This window comes from Streptomyces sp. ADI95-16 (assembly GCF_003721495.1).
In the GTDB taxonomy this organism is placed as follows: Bacteria; Actinomycetota; Actinomycetes; order Streptomycetales; family Streptomycetaceae; genus Streptomyces; species Streptomyces goshikiensis.
Map to the genome: position 1 here is coordinate 6,651,567 of NZ_CP033581.1, position 22,145 is coordinate 6,673,711.

Here is a 22,145-nt window from a genome sequence, read left to right on the forward strand (position 1 = left end):
CTCAGTGCTCCCCGACCAGTGCGGCGTACGGGCCCCGCGCGGCGACCAGCTGCTCGTGCCGCCCGCGTTCCACGATCCTGCCCCGGTCGAGCACGACGATCTCGTCGCTGTCGCGCACCGTGCTCAGCCGGTGGGCGATGACGACGCAGGCGCAGCCGCGGCGGCGCAGGTTGTCGATGACGAGCTGCTCGGTCACCGCGTCCAGGGCGCTGGTCACTTCGTCGAGCACCATGACGCTGGGGCGGCGCACCAGCGCCCGCGCGATCTCCAGGCGCTGGCGCTGGCCGCCGGAGAAGTTGCGGCCGTCCTGCTCGACGCGGCTGTGGATGCCGCCGGGGCGGCGGGCGACGACGTCGTGCACGGCGGCGTCCTCCAGCGCGGCGACGACGGCCTCGTCGGGGACGGAGGGGTCCCACAGGGTGACGTTGTCGCGGACGGTGCCCTCGAAGAGGAAGACGTCCTGGTCGACGAAGGAGACGGAGGCGGCCAGCGCGCCGCGCGGGATGTCCTCCAGCCGCATCCCGTCGATGCGGACGGCCCCCTGCCAGGGCGTGTGGAGGCCGGAGACCAGTCTGGAGACGGTGGACTTGCCGCTGCCGGAGCCGCCGACGAGCGCGATCTGCCGGCCGGGGCCGACGGAGAGCGAGAAGTCCTCCAGCAGCGGGGCGTCCAGCGGGCTGTAGCCGAAGGTGATCCCTTCCAGCTCCACGTGGCCCTTGAGGCGGCGGGTGCCCGCGGCGGCCTCGCGTCGCGAGTGGACCGGGTCGACGGGGAAGTTCTCGACGTCCTTGAGGCGGGCGACATCGGCCGCGAAGTCCTGGATCCGCCCGGCGACCCCGCCCAGCCTGGCGATCGGCGCGGTGAAGCTGGTCACCAGGGCCTGGAAGGCGACGAGCAGACCCACGGTGAGGCTGCCGTCCACCGCGCGCAGACCGCCGATCATCAGGATCAGCGCGCTGTTGAACGCGGCGAGGGCGGGCGCGACGATCGCGAGCCACGCGCCGGGCACGCCGAGCCGCTGCTGTACGTCGAGGGTGACGGCGTGCTGTCCGGCCCAGCGGCGGAAGAAGCCGTTCTCGCCGCCCGTGGCCTTCATCGTCTCGATGAGCTGGAGGCCGCCGTAGGAGGTGTTCGTCAGCCGGGCGCTCTCGGCGCGCAGCTTCTGGGTGCCGGTGGCCCTCAGCCCGACCACGATCCGCAGGGCCACCACGTTGAGCAGCGCCACGCCCACGCCGACGGCGGTGAGCTGCGGATCGTACGTCCACAGCAGCACCGCGTAGATCACGACCACCACGGCGTCCACGCCCGCGGCGGCCAGGTCCCGGGAGACGGTCTCGGCGACGGTGTCGTTGGACTGAAGGCGCTGGACCAGGTCGGCCGGGCTGCGCTGGGAGTAGAAGGTGACCGGCAGCCTGAGCAGGTGCCGGAAGAAGCGGGCGCCGCCCAGGGTGGAGGAGATGACGCGGCCGCGCAGCAGGTTGGCCTGCTGCACCGCGGTGAGGGCCGCGGTGAGGACGAGGGCGACGGCCAGCGAGGCGAACAGCACGCCCAGCAGGGAGGTCTGCTCCCCGATGAGGAACATGTCGATGTACGTGCGGCTCAGGGCCGGTACGCAGGCGCCGACGGCCACCAGGAGGAGGCTGGAGAGCACGGCGGCCGCCATGGTGGCGGAAGTGCCCCGCAGGCGGGCCGGTACGGAGCGCAGGACGCCGGGCTTGCGGCCGCCGCGGCGGAAGCCGTCGCCGGGCTCGAAGGTGAGCACGACGCCGGTGAAACTGTGGTCGAACTCGTCCATGGGGACGAACCGGCGTCCCTTGCCGGGATCGTTGACGTACACGCCCCTGCGGCCGAACCGGCGGCCCGTGCCGTCGTAGACGACGTAGTGGTTGAACTCCCAGAAGAGCACGGCCGGGGCGCTCACCTCGGCGAGAGCGGCCAGGTCCATCTGCATGCCCTTGGCCGTCAGGCCGTAACCGCGGGCGGCCTTGAGGAGGTTGCTGGCGCGGGAACCGTCGCGGGAGACGCCGCAGGCGACGCGCAGCTCTTCGAGGGCGACGAAGCGGCCGTGGTGGCCGAGCACCATGGCCAGGGCGGCGGCGCCGCACTCCACCGCCTCCATCTGCAGCACGGTGGGGGTGCGCACGGGGCGGGGCGTCCTGCCCCTGGATGGGGGGGCGGGCCTGCGGCGGGCGCCGCCCTTCGGGCCGGGGCGGTGGCGGCGGCGGCCGGCCTCGGCTGTCCGCTGCGCGGTCACGGCAGCAGCCAGTCGACGGGGCGCTGCGCGGAGAGGTGGACGGAGCCGGTGACCGGCGTCCTGGATTCGACGGCGTACGGGGGCCCGTCCGCGGAGGTCCACCGGTAGCCGGAGGGGGTGGAGGAGGAGGGTTCGAGCTGTACGAGCACGGCGACCGGGCTGCCGTGGCGGGAGAACTGTTCGGCGAGGCCGCCGTCGGCCAGGAAGCCGCTGATCTGCGCCTGGGTCTGGGGGGCGCGGCCGACCGCCTTGACGCGGCCGCGCAGCATGCCGAAGCGCTGCTGGGGGACGGACTGGACGCCGAGGTCGACCGGGGCTCCCACGGGGATCGCCGGTCCGCTGTCGCCCGGCACGTACAGCACGGCCACCAGGGGGTCCTGCGGGGCCTTCACGCGTTCGACGGTCGCCACGTCCGCGCCGGTGGCGACGACCGAGCCCACCTTGGCCACCAGGGTGGTCAGCCGGCCTGCGGTGACCACGCGCACGGGGCGCTCGCCCTGCTCCGTACGGACGTTGAGCAGCGGTGCTCCGGCGGACAGCTGCTGGCCCTCCGCGGCGAGGACCGCGGTCACCTGCCCGGAGAGCGGGGTCTGCAGCACGTAGCTGCCCTCGGGCCGGGTGAGGATGCCGGGGACGCTCAGCTTGGAGGACACGGTGCCGGTGACCACCCAGAAGCACGCGGCGGCCATCACGACGACCGTGACGGCCAGGACGAGCCGTCCCTGCGGGTGCGCGAAGCGGACGGGCAGGTCGAGTTCTTCGGGCGATTGCAGCTTGGAAAGAGCCTTTTGGCGGAACTGCACGGACCATTCCTTCAACTGCATTCGAGTCGTTCGGTAATTCAGGCAACCAGGAACCCCGGAGCCGTGGGGGACGCTCCGGGGTTCCTGGCGTTATTCCGATCAGAGACCGGCGATACCGGTGTTCAGCGAAACGCCGGTGACGCCGGTGACGAGGCCGGGGACCTGGGACACGATGCCCGTGGCCGCCTGGACGGTGCCGAGGGAGCCCACGATGTTGGTGACATCGCTGGTCGCGGCGCCGACCAGGCCGCCGGAAACGTTGAGGATGCCACCGGAGACGGCGTCCAGCTCGGTGTCGGCGATCTCACGGGTCTCAAGGTCGTTACGCATGGCGCGCACCTTTCATTGGGGGGAGTAATACGTTTCTGCGGCGGCCCTGGGCCCAGAATTCAGCCCGTCATTCCTGACTGCCGCGGTGGGCAAGATGAAAGCACGCGAACGGGTGCCCGGACGAATCCCGTTGACGCTCCGTCGGGGTCGGACGGACATCTCCGAACATGGAAGTGCAGCTTGATTCACCGAATGGTGACGACTTCTTCACAGGATCGAGTAACAGATACGGGCCGCCCGGTGCTTACACGGAACCAAACGGGACAGACCTGCATTTAATGGGCCGGGCAAATGCCGCATACCGCATGGCGGCGGCAGCGGGCCGTCCCCGACGCGCACACGATGTGCAGGTTTCCGGAAGGCGTGCGGGGTGACCGCGCCGCGACGCCCGGTGCGGGCGGGTACGGGCGGGTGCGGGCGGGCACGGGCGGAACATCCGTGGTCGCCCGACCCCGGACGCCGGTGGCAGACTTAGGCCCGTGATGGACCGGGTACCGACCGGCGACAGCGCGGTGGGCACCGACCGCGGCGCCCGCGGTCGGTTCCGCGCTGGTCTCGGAGGTGAAGGAGCGGTAAACGTGCAGGTCGGAGCGATATCTTGAGGATCCTGCACACCTCCGACTGGCACCTCGGCCGGGCCTTCCACCGCGTGAACCTGCTCGGCGCCCAGGCCGCCTTCGTCGACCACCTCGTCGAGACCGTCCGCGCGCACGAGGTCGACGCCGTCCTCGTCGCCGGTGACATCTACGACCGCGCCGTCCCCCCGCTGCCCGCCGTCGAGCTGTACGACCGGGCCCTGCACCGGCTCGCCGACCTCGGCGTGCCCACCGTGATGATCTCGGGGAACCACGACTCCGCCCGCCGCCTCGGGGTCGGGGCCGGGCTGATCGGCCGGGCCGGGATCCACCTCAGGACCGACCCGGACGGCTGCGCCGACCCCGTGGTGCTGGCCGACGTACACGGCGAGGTTGCCTTCTACGGGCTGCCGTACCTGGAACCGGCCCTGGTCAAGGACCGGTTCGGCGCCGGGCAGGTCAGCCACGAGGCCGTACTGGGCGCGGCCATGGACCGGATCCGGGCCGACCTGGCCACCCGCCCGCCCGGCACCCGCTCCGTCGTCCTCGCCCACGCCTTCGTCACCGGCGGGCAGGCCAGCGACAGCGAGCGCGACATCACCGTCGGCGGGGTCGAGGCCGTGCCCGCCTCCGTCTTCGACGGGGTGGACTACGCCGCCCTCGGCCACCTCCACGGCTGCCAGACGATCAACGAACGGGTCCGCTACTCCGGTTCCCCGCTCGCCTACTCCTTCTCCGAGGCCGACCACCGCAAGACGATGTGGCTGGTCGAGCTCGGCGCGCGGGGCGAGATCGCCGGCGCCGACCGGATCGACACCCCCGTGCCGAGGGCACTCGCCCGGCTGCGGGGTCCGCTGGAGGACCTCCTCGACGACCCCGCGCTCGCCGGGTACGAGGACCGCTGGGTCGAGGCCACCCTCACCGACCCCGTCCGGCCCGAGGACCCCATGGCCCGCCTCGCCGCCCGCTTCCCGCACGTCCTCAGCCTCGCCTTCGACCCCGAGGGCCGCGAGGAGGACAGCGGAGCCTCCTACGCCCAGCGCCTCAAGGGACGCAGCGACCAGGAGATCGCCGAGGACTTCGTCGCCCACGTCCGGGGCGGGGGCGCCCCGAACGAGGCCGAACGGGCCGTGCTCCAGGGCGCCTTCGACGACGTACGCGCCGACGCCACGCGCCAGGAGACCCTCCGATGAGGCTGCACCGGCTGCGGGTCACCGCCTTCGGCCCCTTCGCCGAGCCCCAGGAGATCGACTTCGACGCCTTGTCCGGTGCCGGGATCTTCCTGCTGCACGGCCCCACCGGCGCGGGCAAGACCTCCGTCCTCGACGCCGTCTGCTACGCCCTGTACGGGTCCGTGCCCGGCTCCCGCCAGGCCCCCGGCACCAGCCTGCGCAGCGATCACTCCGCCCCCGACACCCCGACCGAGGTCACCCTCGACCTCACCGCGGGCGGCCGCCGCCTGGAGATCACCCGGCGCCCCGAGCAGGACCGGCCCAAGAAGCGCGGCACCGGCACGACCAAGGACAAGGCGCAGAGCTGGCTGCGCGAGCGCACCGGCGAGGGCTGGGAGGCGCTCAGCCGCTCCCACCAGGAGATCGGTGAGGAGATCGAGCAGCTGCTCGGCATGAGCCGCGAGCAGTTCTGCCAGGTGGTGCTCCTCCCGCAGGGCGAGTTCGCGCGCTTCCTGCGGGCCGACGAGGGGGCGCGCGGCCGGCTGCTGGGGCGGCTCTTCGACACCCGCCGCTTCGCCGCCGTCGAGGCCCTGCTCGCCGAGCGCCGCCGGGCCGCCGAGGCCAAGGTCCGGGCCGGTGACGAGAAGGTGCTCGGCACCGCCCAGCGGCTCGCCCAGGCCGCCGGACACGGCGTCGACCTGCGGGACTGGCCGATGCCCCGGCACCAGCCCGGCGACCCCGGCCTGGCCGAGGCGGTCCGTGCCTGGGCGGCCGTCGCCCGCTGCTCCGCCCGGGAGCGGCGGACCGTCGCGGAGTACGCGCTGGCCGCCGTCGAGGGGCGCGACGCCGCAGCCCGGCGCGCCGCCGAGGAGGCGCGGGAGCTCGACCGCCTGCAACGCCGGCACGCCGAGACGGCCCGCCGGGCCGCCCTGTTCGCCGAAGCCGCGCCCGACCGGGACCGGGTGCGCGACCTGCTCGACCGGGCCCGGCGCGGCGCCCTGGTCGCCCCCGCCCTGGAGATGCGCGGAGCCGCCTACGCCGCGCACCTCACCGCCGCCCACGCGGAGACGGCCGCCCGGGCGCAGCTCCCGCCCGCCCTCGCCGAGGCCGGAACCGAGCAGCTCGGCTCCGTAGAGCAGCGGCTGCGGGAGGAACTCGGAGCGGTCGGCGCCGCCCACCGCGCCGAGCAGCGCAGCGCCGAGATCGGCCGCGAGCGCGCCACCCTGGAGCGGGAGGCCCGCGCCGCGGAGGAGCAGCACCAGGAGTCCGCCGAGTGGCTCGCCCGCTGGGAGGACACCCGGGCCGAGCTGGCCGAGCGGGTGGAGGCCGCCCAGCAGGCCGCGACCCTGGGCGAGCAACTCGCCGGGAAGCTGGAACCCGCCCGGATGCACCTCACGGCCGCCCGGCGGCGCGACGGACTGGACGCCGAGGCGGAGGTGACCTCCGGCGAGCTGCTGCGCGTACGGGAGGAGTCCGCCGCCGCCCGGGAAGGCTGGCTGGAGCTGAAGGAGGCCCGGCTGCGCGGGATCGCCGCCGAGCTGGCCGAGGCGCTGGAGGCGGGCGTGCCGTGCACCGTGTGCGGTTCGGAGCGGCACCCGGATCCGGCGCGGCCCGCCCCCGGGCACGTGGACCGGGCCGCCGAGGACGCCGCCCACGCCCGGTTCGAGGAGGCCGAGGAGCGCAGGGCCGCCGTCGAGCGGAAACTCGCCGCCGTCCAGGAGGCCCGCGCCGAGGCCGCGGCCGCCGCGGGCGAGGCCACCACCGCCGAACTGCTCGAACTCACCGCCGACCTCAGCTCCCGGCACGCCGCCGCCCACGCGGCGGCCGCCGGGCTGCACGCCGCCCGGGAGCGGCTCGCCCGCGCCGAGCGGGAGCACGCCGCGCGCAGCTCCGACCGGCTCGACGCCGAACGCCGGGCCGCCGCCCGGACCTCGCGGCGGGAGGCGCTGGACCGCGAGCGGGCCTCGCTGGAGGCCGAGCTGGCCCTCGTCCGGGGGGACGCGCCCACCGTCGCCGCCCGCGCCCGGATCCTGGAGGACCGGATCCGCATGGTCACCGGCGCCGCCCACGCGCTACGCCGGGCGGAGACCACCGCCGCCCGCCTGAAGGAGGCCGACGACCAGCTGGCCGACGCCGCGTTCAAGGCGGGCTTCGACACCATCGACGCCGCCGCCGACGCCGTGCTCCCCGAGTACGAACGCACCGCGCTCCAGCACCGGACGGACGCCTGGCAGGCCGAGGAGGCGATGCTCGCCGACCGGCACGCCGAGACCGACACCGCGGCGGCCGCCGCCCTGCCCCCGGCCGACCCGGAGACCGCCCAGGCACACGCCGACCGGGCCGCCGCCACGCTCCGTACGGCCGGCTCGGCGTACGACGCGGCCCGGGTCCGCTGCGCCGAGCTCGACCGGCTCTCCCGGCAGGCCGAGCAGGAACTGCGCGCGATGGGGCCGCTGCGCGAGGAGTACGACCGGGTGGCCCGGCTCGCCGGACTCACCGCGGGCACCTCCGCCGACAACGAGCGCAAGATGCGGCTGGAGGCGTACGTCCTGGCCGCCCGGCTGGAGCAGGTCGCCGCCGCGGCGACGGTACGGCTGCTGCGCATGTCCGGCGGCCGCTACACCCTGGTCCACTCGGACGCGAAAGCGAGCGGACGCGGCCGTTCCGGTCTTGGCCTGCACGTGGTGGACGCCTGGACCGGCAGCGAGCGGGACACCGCCACCCTCTCGGGCGGCGAGACCTTCTTCGCCTCGCTCGCCCTGGCCCTGGGCCTCGCGGACGTGGTCACCGACGAGGCGGGCGGGATGCGGCTCGACACCCTGTTCATCGACGAGGGCTTCGGCAGCCTCGACGACCAGGCGCTGGACGAGGTGCTCGACGTACTGGACTCGCTGCGCGAACGGGACCGCAGCGTCGGCATCGTGAGCCACGTCGCCGATCTGCGCACCCGGGTGCAGGCACAGCTGGAGATCGTCAAGCAGCGCGGCGGTTCGTTGGTGCGCCACCGCACCGCGGCCGCCCTCACGGACTGAAGGGCCTGCGGGGGAGCGGCGAGGAGTACACCACGCTGGTGGTGACGGAGCCCAGGCCGGCGATCCGGCCGGTGACCTCCTCCAGGTGCGCCATCGAACGGACGGCGACCTTGAGGACGAAACAGTCGTCGCCGGTGACGTGATGGGCCTCCAGGATCTCCGGGGTGGACTCCAGCAGGTCGTGGAACGGCTTGTAGTTCCCGTGCGGATAGCGCAGCCGGACCAGCGCCAGGATCGACTTGCCCAGCTTCTCGGGGTCCACCACGGCCGTGTATCCGGTGATCACGCCGGACTCCTCCAGGCGGCGCACCCGCTCGGTGACGGCGCTCGGCGACATCGAGACGACGCGCGCGAGCTCGGCGAAACTGGCCCGGCCGTCCGCCTGGAGGGCCGTCAGGATGCGCCAGTCGGTGGCGTCGGGGGAATCATCGGTCATGCCGGAGATCTAGCAGGGGAATCCCCGGCCGGGCAAGCCGAAGGCCGGGGAAGTCCGCTTCCCGGGATGATCAGGGGCTCATAGATTTTCAGCCATGACGACGACACGCACTCCTGCCGCCGATGCCACTGCTGATGCCGGTACCGCAGCCGCAGCCGCTGCCGCCCATGAGGGCGTCACCACCACCGTCAACCCGGTCCTGCGGGTGCCCCCGGCCGCACCGGCCGCGGCGGCCGCCTACTTCCGCGCGAGCCTCGCCTTCCACGCGGACGTCTCGGACGTCGCCGCCGCCTTCACGGCCCACCGCGAGCAGGGCGCCGGCCTCGGCTTCCAGCTCGTCGACTCCCGCTCCACCCCGTCCTGGGACCAGGCCCGCGTACCCGGCGCGATCCACCTGCCCACCGCGCTGATCCCCGAGCAGGCCGAGCGGCTCCTCGACAAGGGCCTCCCGGTGGTCACGTACTGCTGGGGCCCCGGCTGCAACGGCGGCGCCCGCTCCGCGCTCGCCCTCGCCGAACTCGGATTCCAGGTCAAGGAGATGCTCGGCGGCATCGAGTACTGGATCCGCGAGGGCTTCGAGGTCGAGACCTGGCAGGGCAGCGAGCGGCGCGCCGGGGCCGACCCGCTGACCGCGCCCACGGACTCCGACGACTGCGGCTGCTGACACCCCGCGCCGCGCGGCCGTACCGGGGTCGGCCGCGCGGATCGTGGGGATCAGAGCTTCGAGAGCTCCTCCACCAGGGCGTCCAGCCCCAGCGAACCCTGCGACAGCGCCGCCATGTGCCAGGCCTTCAGGTCGAAGGACTCGCCGCGCGCGGCACGGGCGTTGTCCCGGCCCAGCAGCCAGGCCCGCTCTCCCAGCTTGTAGCCGATCGCCTGCCCGGGCATCGACAGGTAGCGGGTCAGCTCGCTCTCGATGAAGTCCGCCGGCCGGCCGCTGTGCAGCCCGAAGAACTCCTGCGCCAGGTCCACCGTCCAGCGCTCACCCGGGTGGAACGGCGAATCCGCCGGGATCTCCAGACCCAGGTGCATGCCGATGTCCACGATGACCCGCGCGGCGCGCATCATCTGGCAGTCCAGGTAGCCCAGCCGCTGCTCGGGGTCCTTCAGGTACCCCAGCTCGTCCATCAGGCGCTCCGCGTACAGCGCCCAGCCCTCGGCGTTCGCGCTCACGAGACCGACGCCGGCCTGGTAGCGGGAGAGCTGGTCCGCCACGTGCGTCCACTGCGCGAGCTGGAGGTGATGGCCCGGAACGCCCTCGTGGTACCAGGTGGAGACCAGGTCGTAGACGGGGAAACGGGTCTGGCCCATCGTCGGCAGCCAGGTCCGCCCCGGACGGGAGAAGTCCTCCGAGGGGTTCGTGTAGTACGGGGCCGCCGCGCCGCCGGGCGGGGCGATCTTCGACTCCACCTTCTTGACGCGCTCGGCGAGTTCGAAGTGGGTGCCGTCGAGGTTCTCGATGGCCTCGTCCATCAGGCCCTGCAGCCAGGCCCGCACCTCGTCGACGCCCTCGATGTGGGTGCCGTGCTCGTCCAGGTGCTTCAGCGCCTCCCAGGGACCGGCGCCGGGCAGGATCTTCGCCGCCTCGGCCTTCATCTCCGCGAGCAGCCGGTGGTACTCCGACCAGCCGTAGGCGTACGCCTCGTCCAGGTCCAGGTCGGTGCCGTTGAAGTACCGCGACCAGCGGGCGTAGCGCTCGCGCCCCACCGGGTCCGGTGCGCCCGCGACGGCCGGGGCGTACACGTCCCGCATCCAGTCGCGGAGTTCGGCCACCGCCGCCGTCGCTCCGGCGGCCGCCTCGTTCAGCTCGGCGCGCAGCGACTGCGGGCCGTCGGCGGCGAATTCGCCGAAGAAGTCGCGGGAGCCGTCGCCGTCCTGGCCGGCCCAGGTGGTGAGCTGCTCGATGAAGGTGGCGGTGGGGCGCGGGCCGCCGAGCAGGCCGCGGTCGAGGCCGAGCGCGAGGCTCTCGCGGTAGCCGGCGAAGGAGGCCGGGACGGCGCGCAGCCGCTCGGCGATCGCGGCCCAGTCCGCCTCGGTGTCCGCCGGGGTCAGGGGGAAGATCTCACGGACCGAGTGCGCGGGGGAGTGGATGTTGCTGACCACGCGCAGGTCCTCGTCGGCCTCGTGGACCGCGAGGGCGGCGGTCAGGCGCTCGCGCAGCAGCCGGGCGCAGCGGCGCTCGGCGTCGCTGTCCGCTCCCGGCAGCCGTTCGGCGGCGTCGAGGCGGGCGAGAGTGGTACGGGCGAGCTCGGCCTCGGCCGCGCGGCCCGCCGGCGAGAAGTCGGGGAGCTTGCCGGAACTCTCGGCGACACCGAGGTAGGTGCCCGTGAGGGGATCGATGGCGATGAGGTCGTCGACATAGGCGTCGGCGACCTGGCGGGGCAGCCGGGTGCCGTTGTCACTGTGGAGGGTCTCTGACATGCGGACATCTTCGTCTGTGGGACGGGTCCGCGTCATCACCGTTCGCTCTCGGCCTGCCGACTTGGCCGGGAACCAACGGCTCGGGGTCCGATATCCGGACGCCTGTGCCTGCGGCCCGTGCCCGCGGTCGCCCTCGGCCGGTTCGTGGCCGGGGCGACCGCGGGCGGCGGCGCGTCTACGCCGGGTGTCGCTGCGTGCCCGGCACCTCGCGCCGGGCCTCGTGCGAGACCTCGTACGGCACCCGCGCGGGCGCCGGGGCGGGCGCCGGGGTGGCGTCCAGCCGGGCCGTGATCACCAGGGTGCCCTCCTCGATCTGGTAGTCGAGGGGCAGGCCGAGGCCGCGCATGGCCGCGACCATCCCGGTGTTGGAGGCCTGGGTGACGGCGTACACGCTGTCGCACCGGGCTTCCACGGCCATCGCGATGAGCCGGCGCAGCAGTTCGGAGCCGATGCCCCGGCGCTGCCAGTCGTCCTCGATGAGCAGCGCGACCTCGGTCTCGTCCCCGTCCCACAGCAGGTGCCCGAGGGCGACCAGCTTGCCGGAGGCGGTGGTGGCGGCGAGGGTACGGCCGAACCGGGGGCTCAGCAGGTGGCCGAGGTAGCGGTCCGCGTCGGAGACGGGGCCGTGGTAGCGCAGGCCGAGGGTGCGCTCCGAGCAGCGGTCGTGCATCGCGCGGGCGGCCGCCAGGTCGGAGCCGTCGGCGCGGCGCACGGTGATCTCGTTGCCCTCGGGCAGCGTCAGCACGTCGTGGCTGCGCGGCACGCGCGGGCCGAGCCGGGCGTCCAGCTCGACGAGCGCGCGGGCCCGGGCGAACTCGGTCGGGGTGAAGGGGAGGTACGGGCGCTCCACGGTGATCGCGCCGCCGGACGGGTCGCGCAGCCGCATCACCGTGGCCTCCAGGACCCCTTCGACCGGCGCGTCGGCGCCCGCGTTGGGGCGGCCGGACAGGGTGGTGGCCGGGATCGAGTGGATGGTGCAGCGGCCGAGCAGCTGGCGCAGCGCGAGGGGCAGTTCGGCGGCGTCCAGGGCGGTGCGGGTGGCGAGGCCCAGGACACGGGTGGGGGTGTCGACCAGGTCGTGCGCGTCGGCGCGCTCGATCCAGGTGCTGTGGCCACCGGCCCGGGCGATGGCCCGGGTCAGGTCTCCGGACGGCAGGGCCTGCGGGGCGCGCAGCAGGAACTCGTCCACCGTGCCCCCCTCGGGGAGCGGGTGGGTCTGCAGGGTCAGGATGTCGACGCCGTTGTGGGCGAGCGCGATGCAGAGCGAGGCCAGGCTGCCGGGCTCGTCACGGACGGTGGTCCGCATCCGCCACAGGGCGGCGTTGGTCCTGGTCCCGGCGGGGGAGTCGGGGCCGGGCTCCGGGAGCCCGGCCCGGCCCGGATCGGAGGGCGCTGTGCTCCCCGGCGGCGGGGCATGGCTGTGGCGGCGGGCCCACCAGGTGTGGAACGCCGCCGTGATCAGGAGCGCGACGGCCGAGGCGACCAGCAGGATCGGGCCCCTGGGGCCGTGCGCGACGAGATTGGCGATGCCGTCGGCCACCGCGACGGCGCAGAACAGGGCGGCGAGTTCGACGAGGTCACGGCGCCAGTGGTGGCGGTGGGTACCGTGGGCGGAGGCAGGGTTACGTTCAGTCATGCACATCACTGTGGCCCAGGGGTGTTGCGTGATCACGAACGATCTGTGACCGCTGGGTTAAGTGTCCATCTGGTCGATTTCGCCCGGCTTTCCGGCCGATGTCCGCAATCCCGGACGAGCGCGGGACGGTGCGCTCGCGGCGGACCGGCGGACCGGCCGACGGGCTGACCGGCCGGTGTAGGCCTACTGGCCCACGCGCCCGGGCCGCAGGGTCTTGGTGAAGAGTACGCCGCCGCCCTGACGGCGCAGCCGTACGGTGAGGTCACCGCCGGCCGCGTCGATCTCCACCTCGCCGTAGTACGGGGGGTTCTCCGCCGGCGACATGTTGGCGACCGGCGCCGACTGGACGTACGCCGTCTCCGGGCCGAAGGTGGCGTCCAGCCGCCCGGCGGGGAATCCGCCCGCGCCGATGGGGCCCGAGACGAACTCCCAGAAGGGTGCGAAGTCCGTGAACGCCGCCCGCTCCGGCGCGTAGTGGTTCGCCGCCGTGTAGTGGACGTCGGCCGTGAGCCAGAGGGTGCCGGTGATGCGCTGGTGCTTGATGTGGCGCAGGAGTTCGGCGATCTGGAGCTCCCGGCCCAGTGGGGCTCCCGGGTCGCCCTGGGCGACGGCCTCGAAGTTCGCGGCCCCGTCGGGGACCACGATCCCGAGCGGCATGTCCGCGGCGATGACCTTCCACGTGGCGCGGGAGCGGGACAGCTCGCGCTTGAGCCAGGCCAGTTGCTCCGTGCCGAGGATCCCGACCGGGTCGTCGGTCTGGCGGCCGGGGGAGTTGGGGTCGCGGTAGGTGCGCATGTCGAGCACGAACACGTCGAGCAGCGGGCCGTAGCGCATCACGCGGTACATCCGGCCCTCGGTCCGGCCGCCCCGGAGGTCGGTGACCGGGAAGTACTCGCCGAAGGCCTGGCGGGCCCGGGCGGCGAGGGTGTCGGCGTCCTTCACGGTGTAGCGGGGATCGTCGATCACCTGACCCGGGTACCAGTTGTTGCGCACCTCGTGGTCGTCCCACTGGGCGAGGACCGGCACCTGGGCGTTGAAGTCCCGGAGGTTGCGATCGAGCAGGTTGTAGCGGAAGTTCCCGCGGAACTCGGTGAGGGTCTCGGCCACCTTCGCCTTCTCCTCGGTGGTGATGTTGTGCCAGACGGTGCCGTCGCGCAGCGGCACGGCGGCCTGGATCGGCCCGTCGGCGTAGATCGTGTCGCCGCTGAAGAGGAAGAAGTCGGGGTCGCGCAGCCGCATCTCCTCGAAGACGCGGTAGCCGCCGATCTCGGGATTGATGCCCCACCCCTGGCCGGCCAGGTCCCCGGACCACAGGAAGCGCACGTCGTGGCGGCGGGAGACCGGAGTGGTGCGGAAGGTGCCCCGGACCGGCTCGCCGGTGCGGCGCGGGTCGTCCGGGTCGGCGAGGATCACCCGGTAGTGGATCTGGCGGCCGGGCGGCAGGTCGCGCAGGGTGGTGGTGCCCGTGTAGTCGGTGGCGGGGCCGAGGAAGGGGCCGCCGTGCCGCCGCACGCCGTAGCGGAACGACTCGCTCGGGGAGGTGTCCACGTACATCCGCGCGGGCCGGTCGGAGCGGGTCCAGATGGTGGCGGAGTGCGCGGTGATCTCGCCGGACTGGGTCCCCCAGAGCGCGCTCGGGCGGCCGGAGCGGTTGAACGCGGGCGCCGCTCCGGTGGCGGCGGACACGGGCGCGGCGAGCGCGCCGGACAGGGTCAGGCCCACCGGGACGGCGAGGGAGCCGCCGAGCAGGGAGCGTCGGGTGTGCCGCATCGGTGCCATCGGTGCGCCTCCAGGGGCCGGCGGGAACGGGTCGGACCAGTGTGCCGCCGCACACCGGCCCGGCCGCGTCGCCCACGCGAACCCCGGATGAACAGCCGTCAGCTGCTCAGATCACCGGGGGAGTTGCGCTGCGCACCGTGTCCAGGACCACCCGCGAGACCAGCGCCGGGTCGTCGTGCATGGGGACGTGGCCACAGCCCGGCAGCCGGACCAGCCGGGCGCCCGGGACGGTGTGCTTGGCGCGCACCCCCTGGCGGCGCCACAGCAGCCGGTCGTGGACTCCCCAGGCGATCGTGACCGGCAGCCCGGGCACGTCCTCGGTGAACCGCACGGACCCGCCCGCCGCCAGGGTCTGCTCGAAACCGGTCGCGTCGCGCAGGGCCACGGTCTCGGCGACCACGGCCTCGGGCGCACGGCGGCCCGGGGCGGCGTAGATGCTGCTGGTCAGGGCGGCCCGCCCGGCGGCGCTGCGCGAGAGCCGCTCCAGGGCGGGCCGGGGCAGCGCCCGCGCGCCGGCCCGCATCGCCCGGAGGGCGGCGAAGGCGTACCGGCGCTCCCCTTGCGTCCAGAACCCGGCGGGGGACAGGGCCGTCACCGAGCGGGCCAGTCCGGTCCGGCCCATTTCGAGCGCGAGCAGCCCGCCGAGGGAGTTCCCCGCGACGTGCGGGCGGTCGACGCCCAGCGCCGCGCAGAGCGCCCCGAGGGCCGGGGCGACGGTCTCCAGGTCGTACGGGACCCCCTCCGGCAGCGGCGCGGAGGCACCGAAACCGGGCAGGTCGACGGCGATGACGTCGTACTGCCCGGCCAGGATGTCGGTCACGGGGTGCCAGGCCTGGAGGTGGTGGCCGATGCCGTGCAGCAGGAGAAGCGGTTCGCCGGCGCCCTTGCGTTCGTAGGCGACGGTGGCGGTGCGGGGACCCAGCGGCGATTCGATCGTGAAGGAGACCGTGGCGGTCATGCTGCTCCTCGTCGGGTGGACGCGTATGAGACGGACCGTCAGCAACGGTCTACGCCATGATTACCGCCCGGTAGGCCTTGACTACAAGCCTTCAAGGACAGCGAGAACATCCTGTGAACGGCTTGATACGTATGCCCGATCTGCCCGGCAAAGGGATGAGGATTGGTCTTGACCAAGGGATTGTGCCGTCCTATCGTCGCAGGGATAGTGCAGGAACCTTTAATAAACAAGGGCGCGGAACTGCCGCTGGAACACGGCGATTGCAGCGATGGCAGGAGGAGTCAGGGTGGGGACCACGCAGCTCGAATCGGTACCGGAGCCGAAGTACTGGCACCTCAAGACCGTGCTCAGCGAGGCGCTGGACCATGATTTCGCCGTGGGTGAGATCCTGCCGAACGAGCGCGAGCTCGCCGCGCGCTTCGGAGTGGCCCGGGCGACCCTGCGCCAGGCCCTGGAGCAGCTGGAGCTCGAAGGGCGCCTGCAGCGTCGGCGCGGCGTCGGGACCACGGTGGCCCCGCCGCGCGTGGGCGTCGCCGTCGGCAGCGCCCGGCACAGCTGGCCCGGCGAGAGCGCTGACGGCTGGGAGGCCGTGGACACCGCCGAGGCCCTGCCCACCGCCGCCGTCCTGAAGCTCCTCGCGGGCGGCAGCGGGTCCGCCGCCTCTGGCTCCGCCTCCGCCGTCTTCGCCGCCGACCAGCCCGTGCACACCGTGCGCCGGACCCGGGTCACCGAGGGCCAGGTCGTCGCCGCCGAGCTGCTGTACGTGCCGGCCGCCTCCGTGCCCGGCCTCTCCGCCATCGACGCCCCGGCCGGCCCGGCGCGCGCCCGCGCCGTCCTGCGGGAGCTCCAGCGACTCGCCCTCGACGGGCAGGACCGCTCGGTGGAGCTCGGCTCGGCCCGCGCGGACGATGCCAAGGAGCTCGACCGGCTGCCCGGCGCACCGGTGCTGCTCGTCACCACCCGCTACTTCACCGCCGGGGGCACGGCCGCCGTCTCGGTCGCCACGTACCGCGCCGACACCTGCCGGCTCACCTTCGGTGACGAGGGCGTCGAGATCACGGAGACCCGCGTCGCCTCCTGACGCCGTCGCCGCCGTCGCTGACACCGCGCCGCACCGGCCGCCCGCAGACCGCGGGCCCGGTGCGGCGCCGTTCTGCGCCGAGCGAGGACGCGAGCACGCCGCCGACCGGGACGTCGACAACCCCGGCGTCGACAACGGGGACATCGACAACCGGGGCCAGTGAGCCGGGTTCCCGGGAGCGGAGCGGCGGCGGACTCGTACGGGCCGTCAGCGGTGGCCGATGACGCCTACGGGGAGCTGGAAGCCCGGATCGTCCCCCCGAAGCCATGGGCTGGCCGGTCGGCCGGAAGGTCACCGTCGGGCGGTGACCGTCTTCTCCACCGCGAACAGCTCTTCCTCCACGTGGTCCAGCGCCAGCCGCAACGCCCCCGTCGCCACCGCGGCCTCGCCGAGCAGGGACTGTGCCACCCGCGGCGGGCGCAGGCAGTACCGCTCCAGCTCCCGGCGCAGCGGGTCCAGCACTCCGTCCAGCCCGGCCGCCCAGCCTCCGACCACCACCAGCTCAGGGTCCATGGCCAGGACCAGCGCCGCGACGTCGTGCACCAGGCGCTGGATGAACCGCTCAACGGCGGCCACCGCGCGCTCGTCACCGCGCCTGGCCATGGCGAAGACCTCGGCGACGGCCGGCTCGTCCAGCGGGTGCAGCGGTTCGCCGGTCGTGGACAGCAGCCGCTCGGGCGTGACTTCGCGGCCCAGCAGGTGCAGCGCGCCGATCTCGCCGGCCGCCCCGCCGAAGCCCCGGTGCAGCCGGCCGCCGATCAGCGAGCCGGCCCCCGGGCTGAGGCCCGCCATCACGAAGACCATGTCGCCGGTGTCGCGCGCCGCGCCCTTCCAGTGCTCGGCGACGGCCGCGGCGTTCGCGTCGTTCTCCACCTGCACCGGGCAGCGGAACGAACGCCGCAGCCGCTCCCCGAGCGGCAGGCCCGTCCAGCCGGGCAGCGCGGTGCACAGGCGGACGGTGCCGTCCGCCTCCACGATCCCGGGGCTGCCGACCCCCACCGCGCGCAGGGAGTCCCGGGGGATCCCGGCCCGGCGCAGCAGATCGGCCACCGCCGCCCGCACCCGCTCCAGCCGCTCATCGGCCGACGCGTCCTCGGCGACGTCCTTGGTACCGGCGCCGATCACCCGCCCGTCCAGCCCGGACAGCAGCACCGCGATCCGGTGCGAACCGATCTCGATGCCGAGCAGATGGCCCGCCTCCGTCCGGAAGCGGAACCTCCTGGCCGGTCGTCCCTGCCGGCGCGCGCCTTCCTCCGCGTCGGCCGGGGCGACGAGCCCGGTCCCGATCAGCCCCTCCACCACGCCCTCGACGGTCGGCCGGGAGAGCCCGGTCAGCCGGGTCAGGTCGGTGAGGGTCGGCGATCCGGCCGCGCGCAGCGCCCGCAGCACGACGGCGGAATTGATCCGCCGGAGCAGAGAGGGATCCCCGCCGGTCAGCTGCCCCAACGTGTGTCCTCCCAGCTAGCGAGCTTGTCAGCCGGATCGTACTGCGCTCGAGGTGCCGCGGCGAGAAGCGGCCCCCGCATCCGCCCCACCGGCCCCTGTCAGGCGGGAGAGACGAACCCCGACTCGTACGCCATGATGACCGCCTGCGTCCGGTCCCGTGCCCCCAGTTTCGCCAGGATCGCGCTGACATGGGACTTCACCGTCTCCGTGCCGACGATCAGCTCGGAGGCGATCTCCACGTTGGTCAAACCCCGCGCCATCAGCCGCAGCACTGCCTCCTCCCGCTCGGTCAGCGCGGCCCGCTCCAGCACCGCCCGCGCGCCGCGGTTCCCGTACTCCGCGGCCAGGGCCCGCACCGCGGCGGGGAACAGCAGCGTCTCGCCCTCCGCCACCAGCCGTACCGCGTGCACGATCTCCGAGGGCCGCGAGCGCTTCAGCAGGAAGCCGTCCGCCCCCGCCCGCAGTGCCTCGTAGACGTACTCGTCGTTCTCGAAGGTCGTCACGACGAGGATCTTCGGCGGGGAGTCCACGGTCCGCAGTACCGCCCGGGTCGCCTGGATCCCGTCGAGCAGCGGCATCCGCACGTCCATCGCCACCACGTCCGGCCTCAGCTGCCGGACCAGCGGGACCACGGAGGCCCCGTCCGCGGCCTCACCCACCACCTCGATGTCGGGCTGGGCGTCCAGGACGGCGCGCAGACCCGCGCGCACGAGGGGTTCGTCATCGACAAGCAGTACGGTAACCGGCATCCGGTCAGCGTATTCGGTCCAGCGGAAGCCGGACGCGCACCCTCCAACTGCCCTCGAACGGACCGGTCTCGGCCTCCCCGCCCAGCAGCGAGGCCCGCTCCCGCATCCCGCGCAGCCCGCTGCCGCTGCCCGACATCAGCGTGGGCCCCTGCGGCAGCGGATTCGACACCTCCATCTCCAGACGGCGCTTGGTCATCTCGATCCTCACCCGGACGGACACGGAGCCGCAGTGCCGCAGCACATTGGTGAGCGCTTCCTGAAGGATCCGGTACCCCTCCCGGGTGACGGGGCCCGGCAACTTCTCCAGCGGGCCGGTCAGTTGCGCGTCCACCGTCGCCCCGGAGGCCCGGGCCGACTCGAACAGCCGGTCCGCCTCCACCAGCGTCGGCCGCTGCGAAGGCGGCCGCGAGGACTCCCGCAGTACCAGCAGCACCCGCTCCAGATCCTCCAGCGCGGCCCGGCCGGTCTCCTCGATCGCGCTCAGCGCCCGGTCGGTGAACTCCGGGTCGCCGGCGGCGCGGGCGGCGCCCGCCTGCAACACCGCGACCGTCAGCGCGTGCCCGATGGAGTCGTGCAGCTCGCGCGCGATCCTGGTCCGCTCCAGCAGCTGCTCGGTGCGGGCCTCCAGCGCGCTCAGCCGCTCGGCCGCGGAGGGCCCCAGCAGCCGCTGGGCGACCGCGGTGATCAGTTGGCCCAGCAGGGTCACCGAGATGATGAGCAGGATCAGGGGGACCGGGACGAGCAGCGCGGCGGCCCAGCGCGGCGGGGTGAACGGAAGCATGTGGTCCGCCTCGAAGGGGCTCCCGAGCGCGATCGCCACCAGCTCCACGGTCATGAACGGGAGCCACACCGTGGGGAACATGGCGCCTAGGGAGACGACGAGCCGTATCTCCAGCCAGAGCAAGGTCCGCCACCGGTCGCTCCAGCGCGCGGACGCGGCGGTGCTGATGGTGTTCTCGGCGCCGTCCCAGTCGTGCGGGGTGAGCAGGAACCGCGCCTGCAGTCCCTCGGCCAGCCGCACCCACGGCACCAGCCCCAGCGGGATGACGATGAGCAGGGGTACCCACGGCGCCTCGGGCTCTATGAACATCCAGACGGCCAGCATCAGGATCGGCACGCAGAGGTGCAACCAGCGTGAATAGGTCACCGGTTGGAACGGAGCGCGGAGCAGTCGGTACATGCACACATCGTGACAGCACGCAGGTCACGGCCGTCTCCCCCACGTGGGGGATACGGCACCCTCGCATGGGGGAGGAACGGGGGTGGGGCGACGGCGAGTCTTGAGCCATGAACAGCATCGAGATCCGAGAACTGACCAAGGAATACGGCCGTACCCGGGCCGTGGACCACCTCACCTTCGAGGTTCTGCCCGGGCGGGTCACCGGCTTCCTGGGCCCCAACGGCGCCGGCAAGTCCACCACGATGCGCCTGCTGCTGGGCCTGGACCGGGTCACGTCCGGTACGGCCACCATCGGCGGGCAGCGGTTCACCGACTTCCCGGACCCGCTGCACAGGGTCGGCGCGCTCCTGGACGCCCAGGCGGCCCACGGGGGTCGGACCGCCCGGGCCCATCTGGGCTTCCTCGCCGCCGCCAACCGGATCCCCGCGCGCCGGGTGGAGGAGGTGCTGGAGCAGTCCGGGATCGCCTCGGCTGCCAAGCGGCGGATCAAGACCTTCTCACTCGGGATGCGCCAGCGCTTGGGCATAGCGGCCGCCCTCCTGGGCGATCCGGGAGTGCTGCTGCTGGACGAGCCGACGAACGGGCTCGACCCCGAGGGCATCATCTGGGTCCGCGAGCTGATGCGCACGCTGGCCGCCGAGGGGCGCACGATCCTGGTGTCCAGTCATCTGATGTCGGAGACCGCCGCGTTCGCCGACCATCTGGTGGTGCTCGGCCGGGGGAAGCTGCTGGCCGACACCTCGATGGAGGAGTTCATCGACGCCCGCAGTACCCCGAGGGTACGGCTGCGGACCTCCGACCCGGTCCGGCTCCGGGCCGCCCTGGCCCGGGACGGCTTTGAGATGGTCGGCGCCGATGACGGGCGCTGGACCGTCGAGGGCATACAGGCCGAGCGGCTCGGCCCGCTGGCCGCCCGCGAGGGCATTCCGATGCTGGAACTCTCCGACGAGCGGGCCTCACTGGAGCAGGCCTACCTCGACCTCACCGCCGATCACGCCCAGTTCGCCGCCACCCGCTGACCTTCCCCCGTCCCCTCTTCACCCAGGAGGCTTCGCCATGAGCACCGCCCTGCCCACCCGGCCCGTCCTGCTCTCGGAATGGATCAAGATACGGTCCCTGCGCGGCACGTTCGGGTCCCTGATCGCCATCTTGTTCCTCACCACCGGGATCCAGGCGCTCACGGCCGCGGCCATAGGCCAGGCCGAGGAAGGCGCCATGGGGGAGGATCCGCTCCTCGCGGCTTTCTACGGGATCACCTTCGGGCAGATAGCCGCCATGGCCTTCGGCGCGACCGCCCTGTCCTCGGAGTTCCACGACGGAGGCCTGCGCACCTCACTGGTCGCGGTCCCGAACCGGGCGCGCTTCTACCTGTCGAAGATCGCCGTCGTGGCCGGACTCGCCTTCGTGGCGGGCCAGATCACCGGGTTGGCGACGTTCCTGGCCGGCCAGTCGTTCATGGGCGCCCACAGCATCGGGCTGGGGGACCCGGGAACCCTCCGGGCGGTGTTCGGCTGTGGGATGTACCTGACGCTGATGGCCCTGTTCGCGGCGGGCCTGACGGCCGTGCTGCGGAGCGCAACGGCCGTGCTGAGCCTCCTCATACCGTTCGTGCTGATGCTGTCCTTCGTCATCGGCGCGGGTGCCGAGGGCATGGCCGAGTTCCTGCCGGACCGGGCCGGCCAGATGATGATGAGGGCGGAGGCCGGCAGCGTCGTGGGCCACTGGCAGGGCCTCGGTGTGCTGACCCTGTGGGCGGGGGCCGCGGTCATCGGTGGCTGGCTGGCGGTGCGCCGGCGGGACGTGTGACGCCGGGCCAGTTGTCAGTGGTCCCACAGATACTGACGGCATGACCACGGCAGAGCATCTCGACACGATCGACCGGCTCCTGACGCGCGATTTCCCCGAGGTCCAGGGCCGGTCCGAGGTGGGCACCAGCGGCCCCGGCTACCACCTGGCCGAGCTGGGCGCGAGCCGCTGGCACGGGGACGAGGACGCGGCCGACCGGATGGCGGGGGAGGAGCAGGTCTCGGCCGAGTTCGATGCGCTGAGCCTGCGGATGGAGGAGCGCTGGGGGAGGGCCGACCGGTTCAGCCTCAGGAGCCTGAGACTGCGGGCGGAGGGCGAGGAGGCGCCACAGCCCTGGCGGGAGATGGGCGACACCTCCGAGGAACTGCACCTGTGGCGGGCCGGCGACCGCTGGGTCGTGCTCTACGAGGCCCGGTGGGGAGCCGACCACTCGCCCCGGCTGATGGCGGCGGTGACGGTGATCGACCCGCCCTGAACGTCGTCGGTC

At 73.5% G+C, this 22,145-nt stretch carries 18 protein-coding genes; 7 read left to right on the forward strand and 11 right to left on the reverse strand.

The genetic code is table 11. The annotated features are described in order from the left end of the window. Position 1: 1 nt before the first annotated feature. From EES41_RS29735 to EES41_RS29745, 3 genes are all read right to left on the reverse strand, one after another. Complete coding sequence (locus EES41_RS29735; protein ID WP_037792935.1) at positions 2-2,143, reverse strand: NHLP family bacteriocin export ABC transporter peptidase/permease/ATPase subunit; 2,142 nt, start codon at positions 2,141-2,143, stop codon at positions 2-4. A 107-nt stretch (positions 2,144-2,250) separates the two neighbouring features. Beyond that, positions 2,251-3,057, reverse strand: coding sequence for an HlyD family efflux transporter periplasmic adaptor subunit (locus EES41_RS29740; protein WP_123081080.1), 807 nt, complete (start codon positions 3,055-3,057; stop codon positions 2,251-2,253). 99 nt (positions 3,058-3,156) lie between these two features. Further along, positions 3,157-3,387 (reverse strand): hypothetical protein, encoded by a 231-nt coding sequence (locus EES41_RS29745; protein WP_123081081.1) that lies wholly within the window; start codon positions 3,385-3,387, stop codon positions 3,157-3,159. 598 nt (positions 3,388-3,985) lie between these two features. On the opposite strand from EES41_RS29745, the gene EES41_RS29750 reads away from it, so the two are divergent. Together EES41_RS29750 and EES41_RS29755 are read left to right on the forward strand one after the other, a co-directional pair. Then, positions 3,986-5,155, forward strand: coding sequence for an exonuclease SbcCD subunit D (locus EES41_RS29750; protein ID WP_123081082.1), 1,170 nt, complete (start codon positions 3,986-3,988; stop codon positions 5,153-5,155). Next, the gene (locus tag EES41_RS29755) at positions 5,152-8,166 is read left to right on the forward strand and encodes an AAA family ATPase (RefSeq protein WP_123081083.1); all 3,015 of its coding nucleotides are present in this window, start codon (positions 5,152-5,154) and stop codon (positions 8,164-8,166) included. The genes EES41_RS29750 and EES41_RS29755 overlap by 4 nt, the downstream gene beginning before the upstream one ends. Here EES41_RS29755 and EES41_RS29760 read toward each other — a convergent pair. Beyond that, positions 8,156-8,602 carry an Lrp/AsnC family transcriptional regulator gene (locus EES41_RS29760; RefSeq protein ID WP_123081084.1) on the reverse strand — a complete coding sequence of 149 codons (447 nt, stop codon included), beginning with the start codon at positions 8,600-8,602 and terminating at the stop codon, positions 8,156-8,158. The genes EES41_RS29755 and EES41_RS29760 overlap by 11 nt on opposite strands. A 94-nt stretch (positions 8,603-8,696) precedes the next feature. Here EES41_RS29760 and EES41_RS29765 point away from each other — a divergent pair, with 94 nt between their 5' ends. Further along, a complete protein-coding gene (locus EES41_RS29765) occupies positions 8,697-9,266 on the forward strand; it encodes a rhodanese-like domain-containing protein (protein WP_254211605.1) in 570 nt (189 codons plus the stop codon). Between the two features lie 50 nt (positions 9,267-9,316). On the opposite strand, the gene EES41_RS29770 is transcribed toward EES41_RS29765, so the two are convergent. The 4 genes from EES41_RS29770 to EES41_RS29785 all read right to left on the reverse strand — a co-directional run bounded on the left by EES41_RS29770 (position 9,317) and on the right by EES41_RS29785 (position 15,396). Beyond that, a complete protein-coding gene (locus EES41_RS29770) occupies positions 9,317-11,023 on the reverse strand; it encodes a DUF885 domain-containing protein (RefSeq protein ID WP_123081085.1) in 1,707 nt (568 codons plus the stop codon). A 175-nt stretch (positions 11,024-11,198) separates the two neighbouring features. Continuing rightward, positions 11,199-12,659 carry a GNAT family N-acetyltransferase gene (locus EES41_RS29775; RefSeq protein WP_123081086.1) on the reverse strand — a complete coding sequence of 487 codons (1,461 nt, stop codon included), beginning with the start codon at positions 12,657-12,659 and terminating at the stop codon, positions 11,199-11,201. A gap of 183 nt (positions 12,660-12,842) precedes the next feature. Further along, entirely contained in the window at positions 12,843-14,429 is a 1,587-nt protein-coding gene (locus tag EES41_RS29780; protein WP_123082775.1) for an alkaline phosphatase, read from the reverse strand. Positions 14,430-14,544: 115 nt separating this feature from the next. Continuing rightward, positions 14,545-15,396, reverse strand: coding sequence for an alpha/beta fold hydrolase (locus EES41_RS29785; RefSeq protein ID WP_123081087.1), 852 nt, complete (start codon positions 15,394-15,396; stop codon positions 14,545-14,547). A 286-nt stretch (positions 15,397-15,682) separates the two neighbouring features. Here EES41_RS29785 and EES41_RS29790 point away from each other — a divergent pair, with 286 nt between their 5' ends. Beyond that, positions 15,683-16,477, forward strand: a complete 795-nt coding sequence (locus EES41_RS29790; RefSeq protein WP_123081088.1) for a GntR family transcriptional regulator — start codon at positions 15,683-15,685, stop codon at positions 16,475-16,477. Positions 16,478-16,768: 291 nt separating this feature from the next. Here the strand turns inward: EES41_RS29790 and EES41_RS29795 are convergent, their stop codons facing one another. The 3 genes from EES41_RS29795 to EES41_RS29805 all read right to left on the reverse strand — a co-directional run bounded on the left by EES41_RS29795 (position 16,769) and on the right by EES41_RS29805 (position 19,852). Further along, entirely contained in the window at positions 16,769-17,923 is a 1,155-nt protein-coding gene (locus EES41_RS29795) for an ROK family transcriptional regulator (protein ID WP_008741146.1), read from the reverse strand. A gap of 98 nt (positions 17,924-18,021) precedes the next feature. After that, complete coding sequence (locus EES41_RS29800; protein ID WP_008741147.1) at positions 18,022-18,672, reverse strand: response regulator transcription factor; 651 nt, start codon at positions 18,670-18,672, stop codon at positions 18,022-18,024. 4 nt (positions 18,673-18,676) lie between these two features. After that, positions 18,677-19,852, reverse strand: a complete 1,176-nt coding sequence (locus EES41_RS29805; protein WP_123081089.1) for a sensor histidine kinase — start codon at positions 19,850-19,852, stop codon at positions 18,677-18,679. A 107-nt stretch (positions 19,853-19,959) separates the two neighbouring features. Between EES41_RS29805 and EES41_RS29810 the strand changes: the two genes are divergently transcribed. From EES41_RS29810 to EES41_RS29820, 3 genes are read left to right on the forward strand one after another with little or no spacing between them, the layout of a single operon-like run. After that, complete coding sequence (locus tag EES41_RS29810) at positions 19,960-20,871, forward strand: ABC transporter ATP-binding protein (protein WP_123081090.1); 912 nt, start codon at positions 19,960-19,962, stop codon at positions 20,869-20,871. 37 nt (positions 20,872-20,908) lie between these two features. Next, the gene (locus EES41_RS29815) at positions 20,909-21,658 is read left to right on the forward strand and encodes an ABC transporter permease subunit (protein ID WP_123081091.1); all 750 of its coding nucleotides are present in this window, start codon (positions 20,909-20,911) and stop codon (positions 21,656-21,658) included. A 40-nt stretch (positions 21,659-21,698) separates the two neighbouring features. After that, positions 21,699-22,133, forward strand: coding sequence for a hypothetical protein (locus EES41_RS29820; protein WP_123081092.1), 435 nt, complete (start codon positions 21,699-21,701; stop codon positions 22,131-22,133). Positions 22,134-22,145 lie beyond the last annotated feature (12 nt).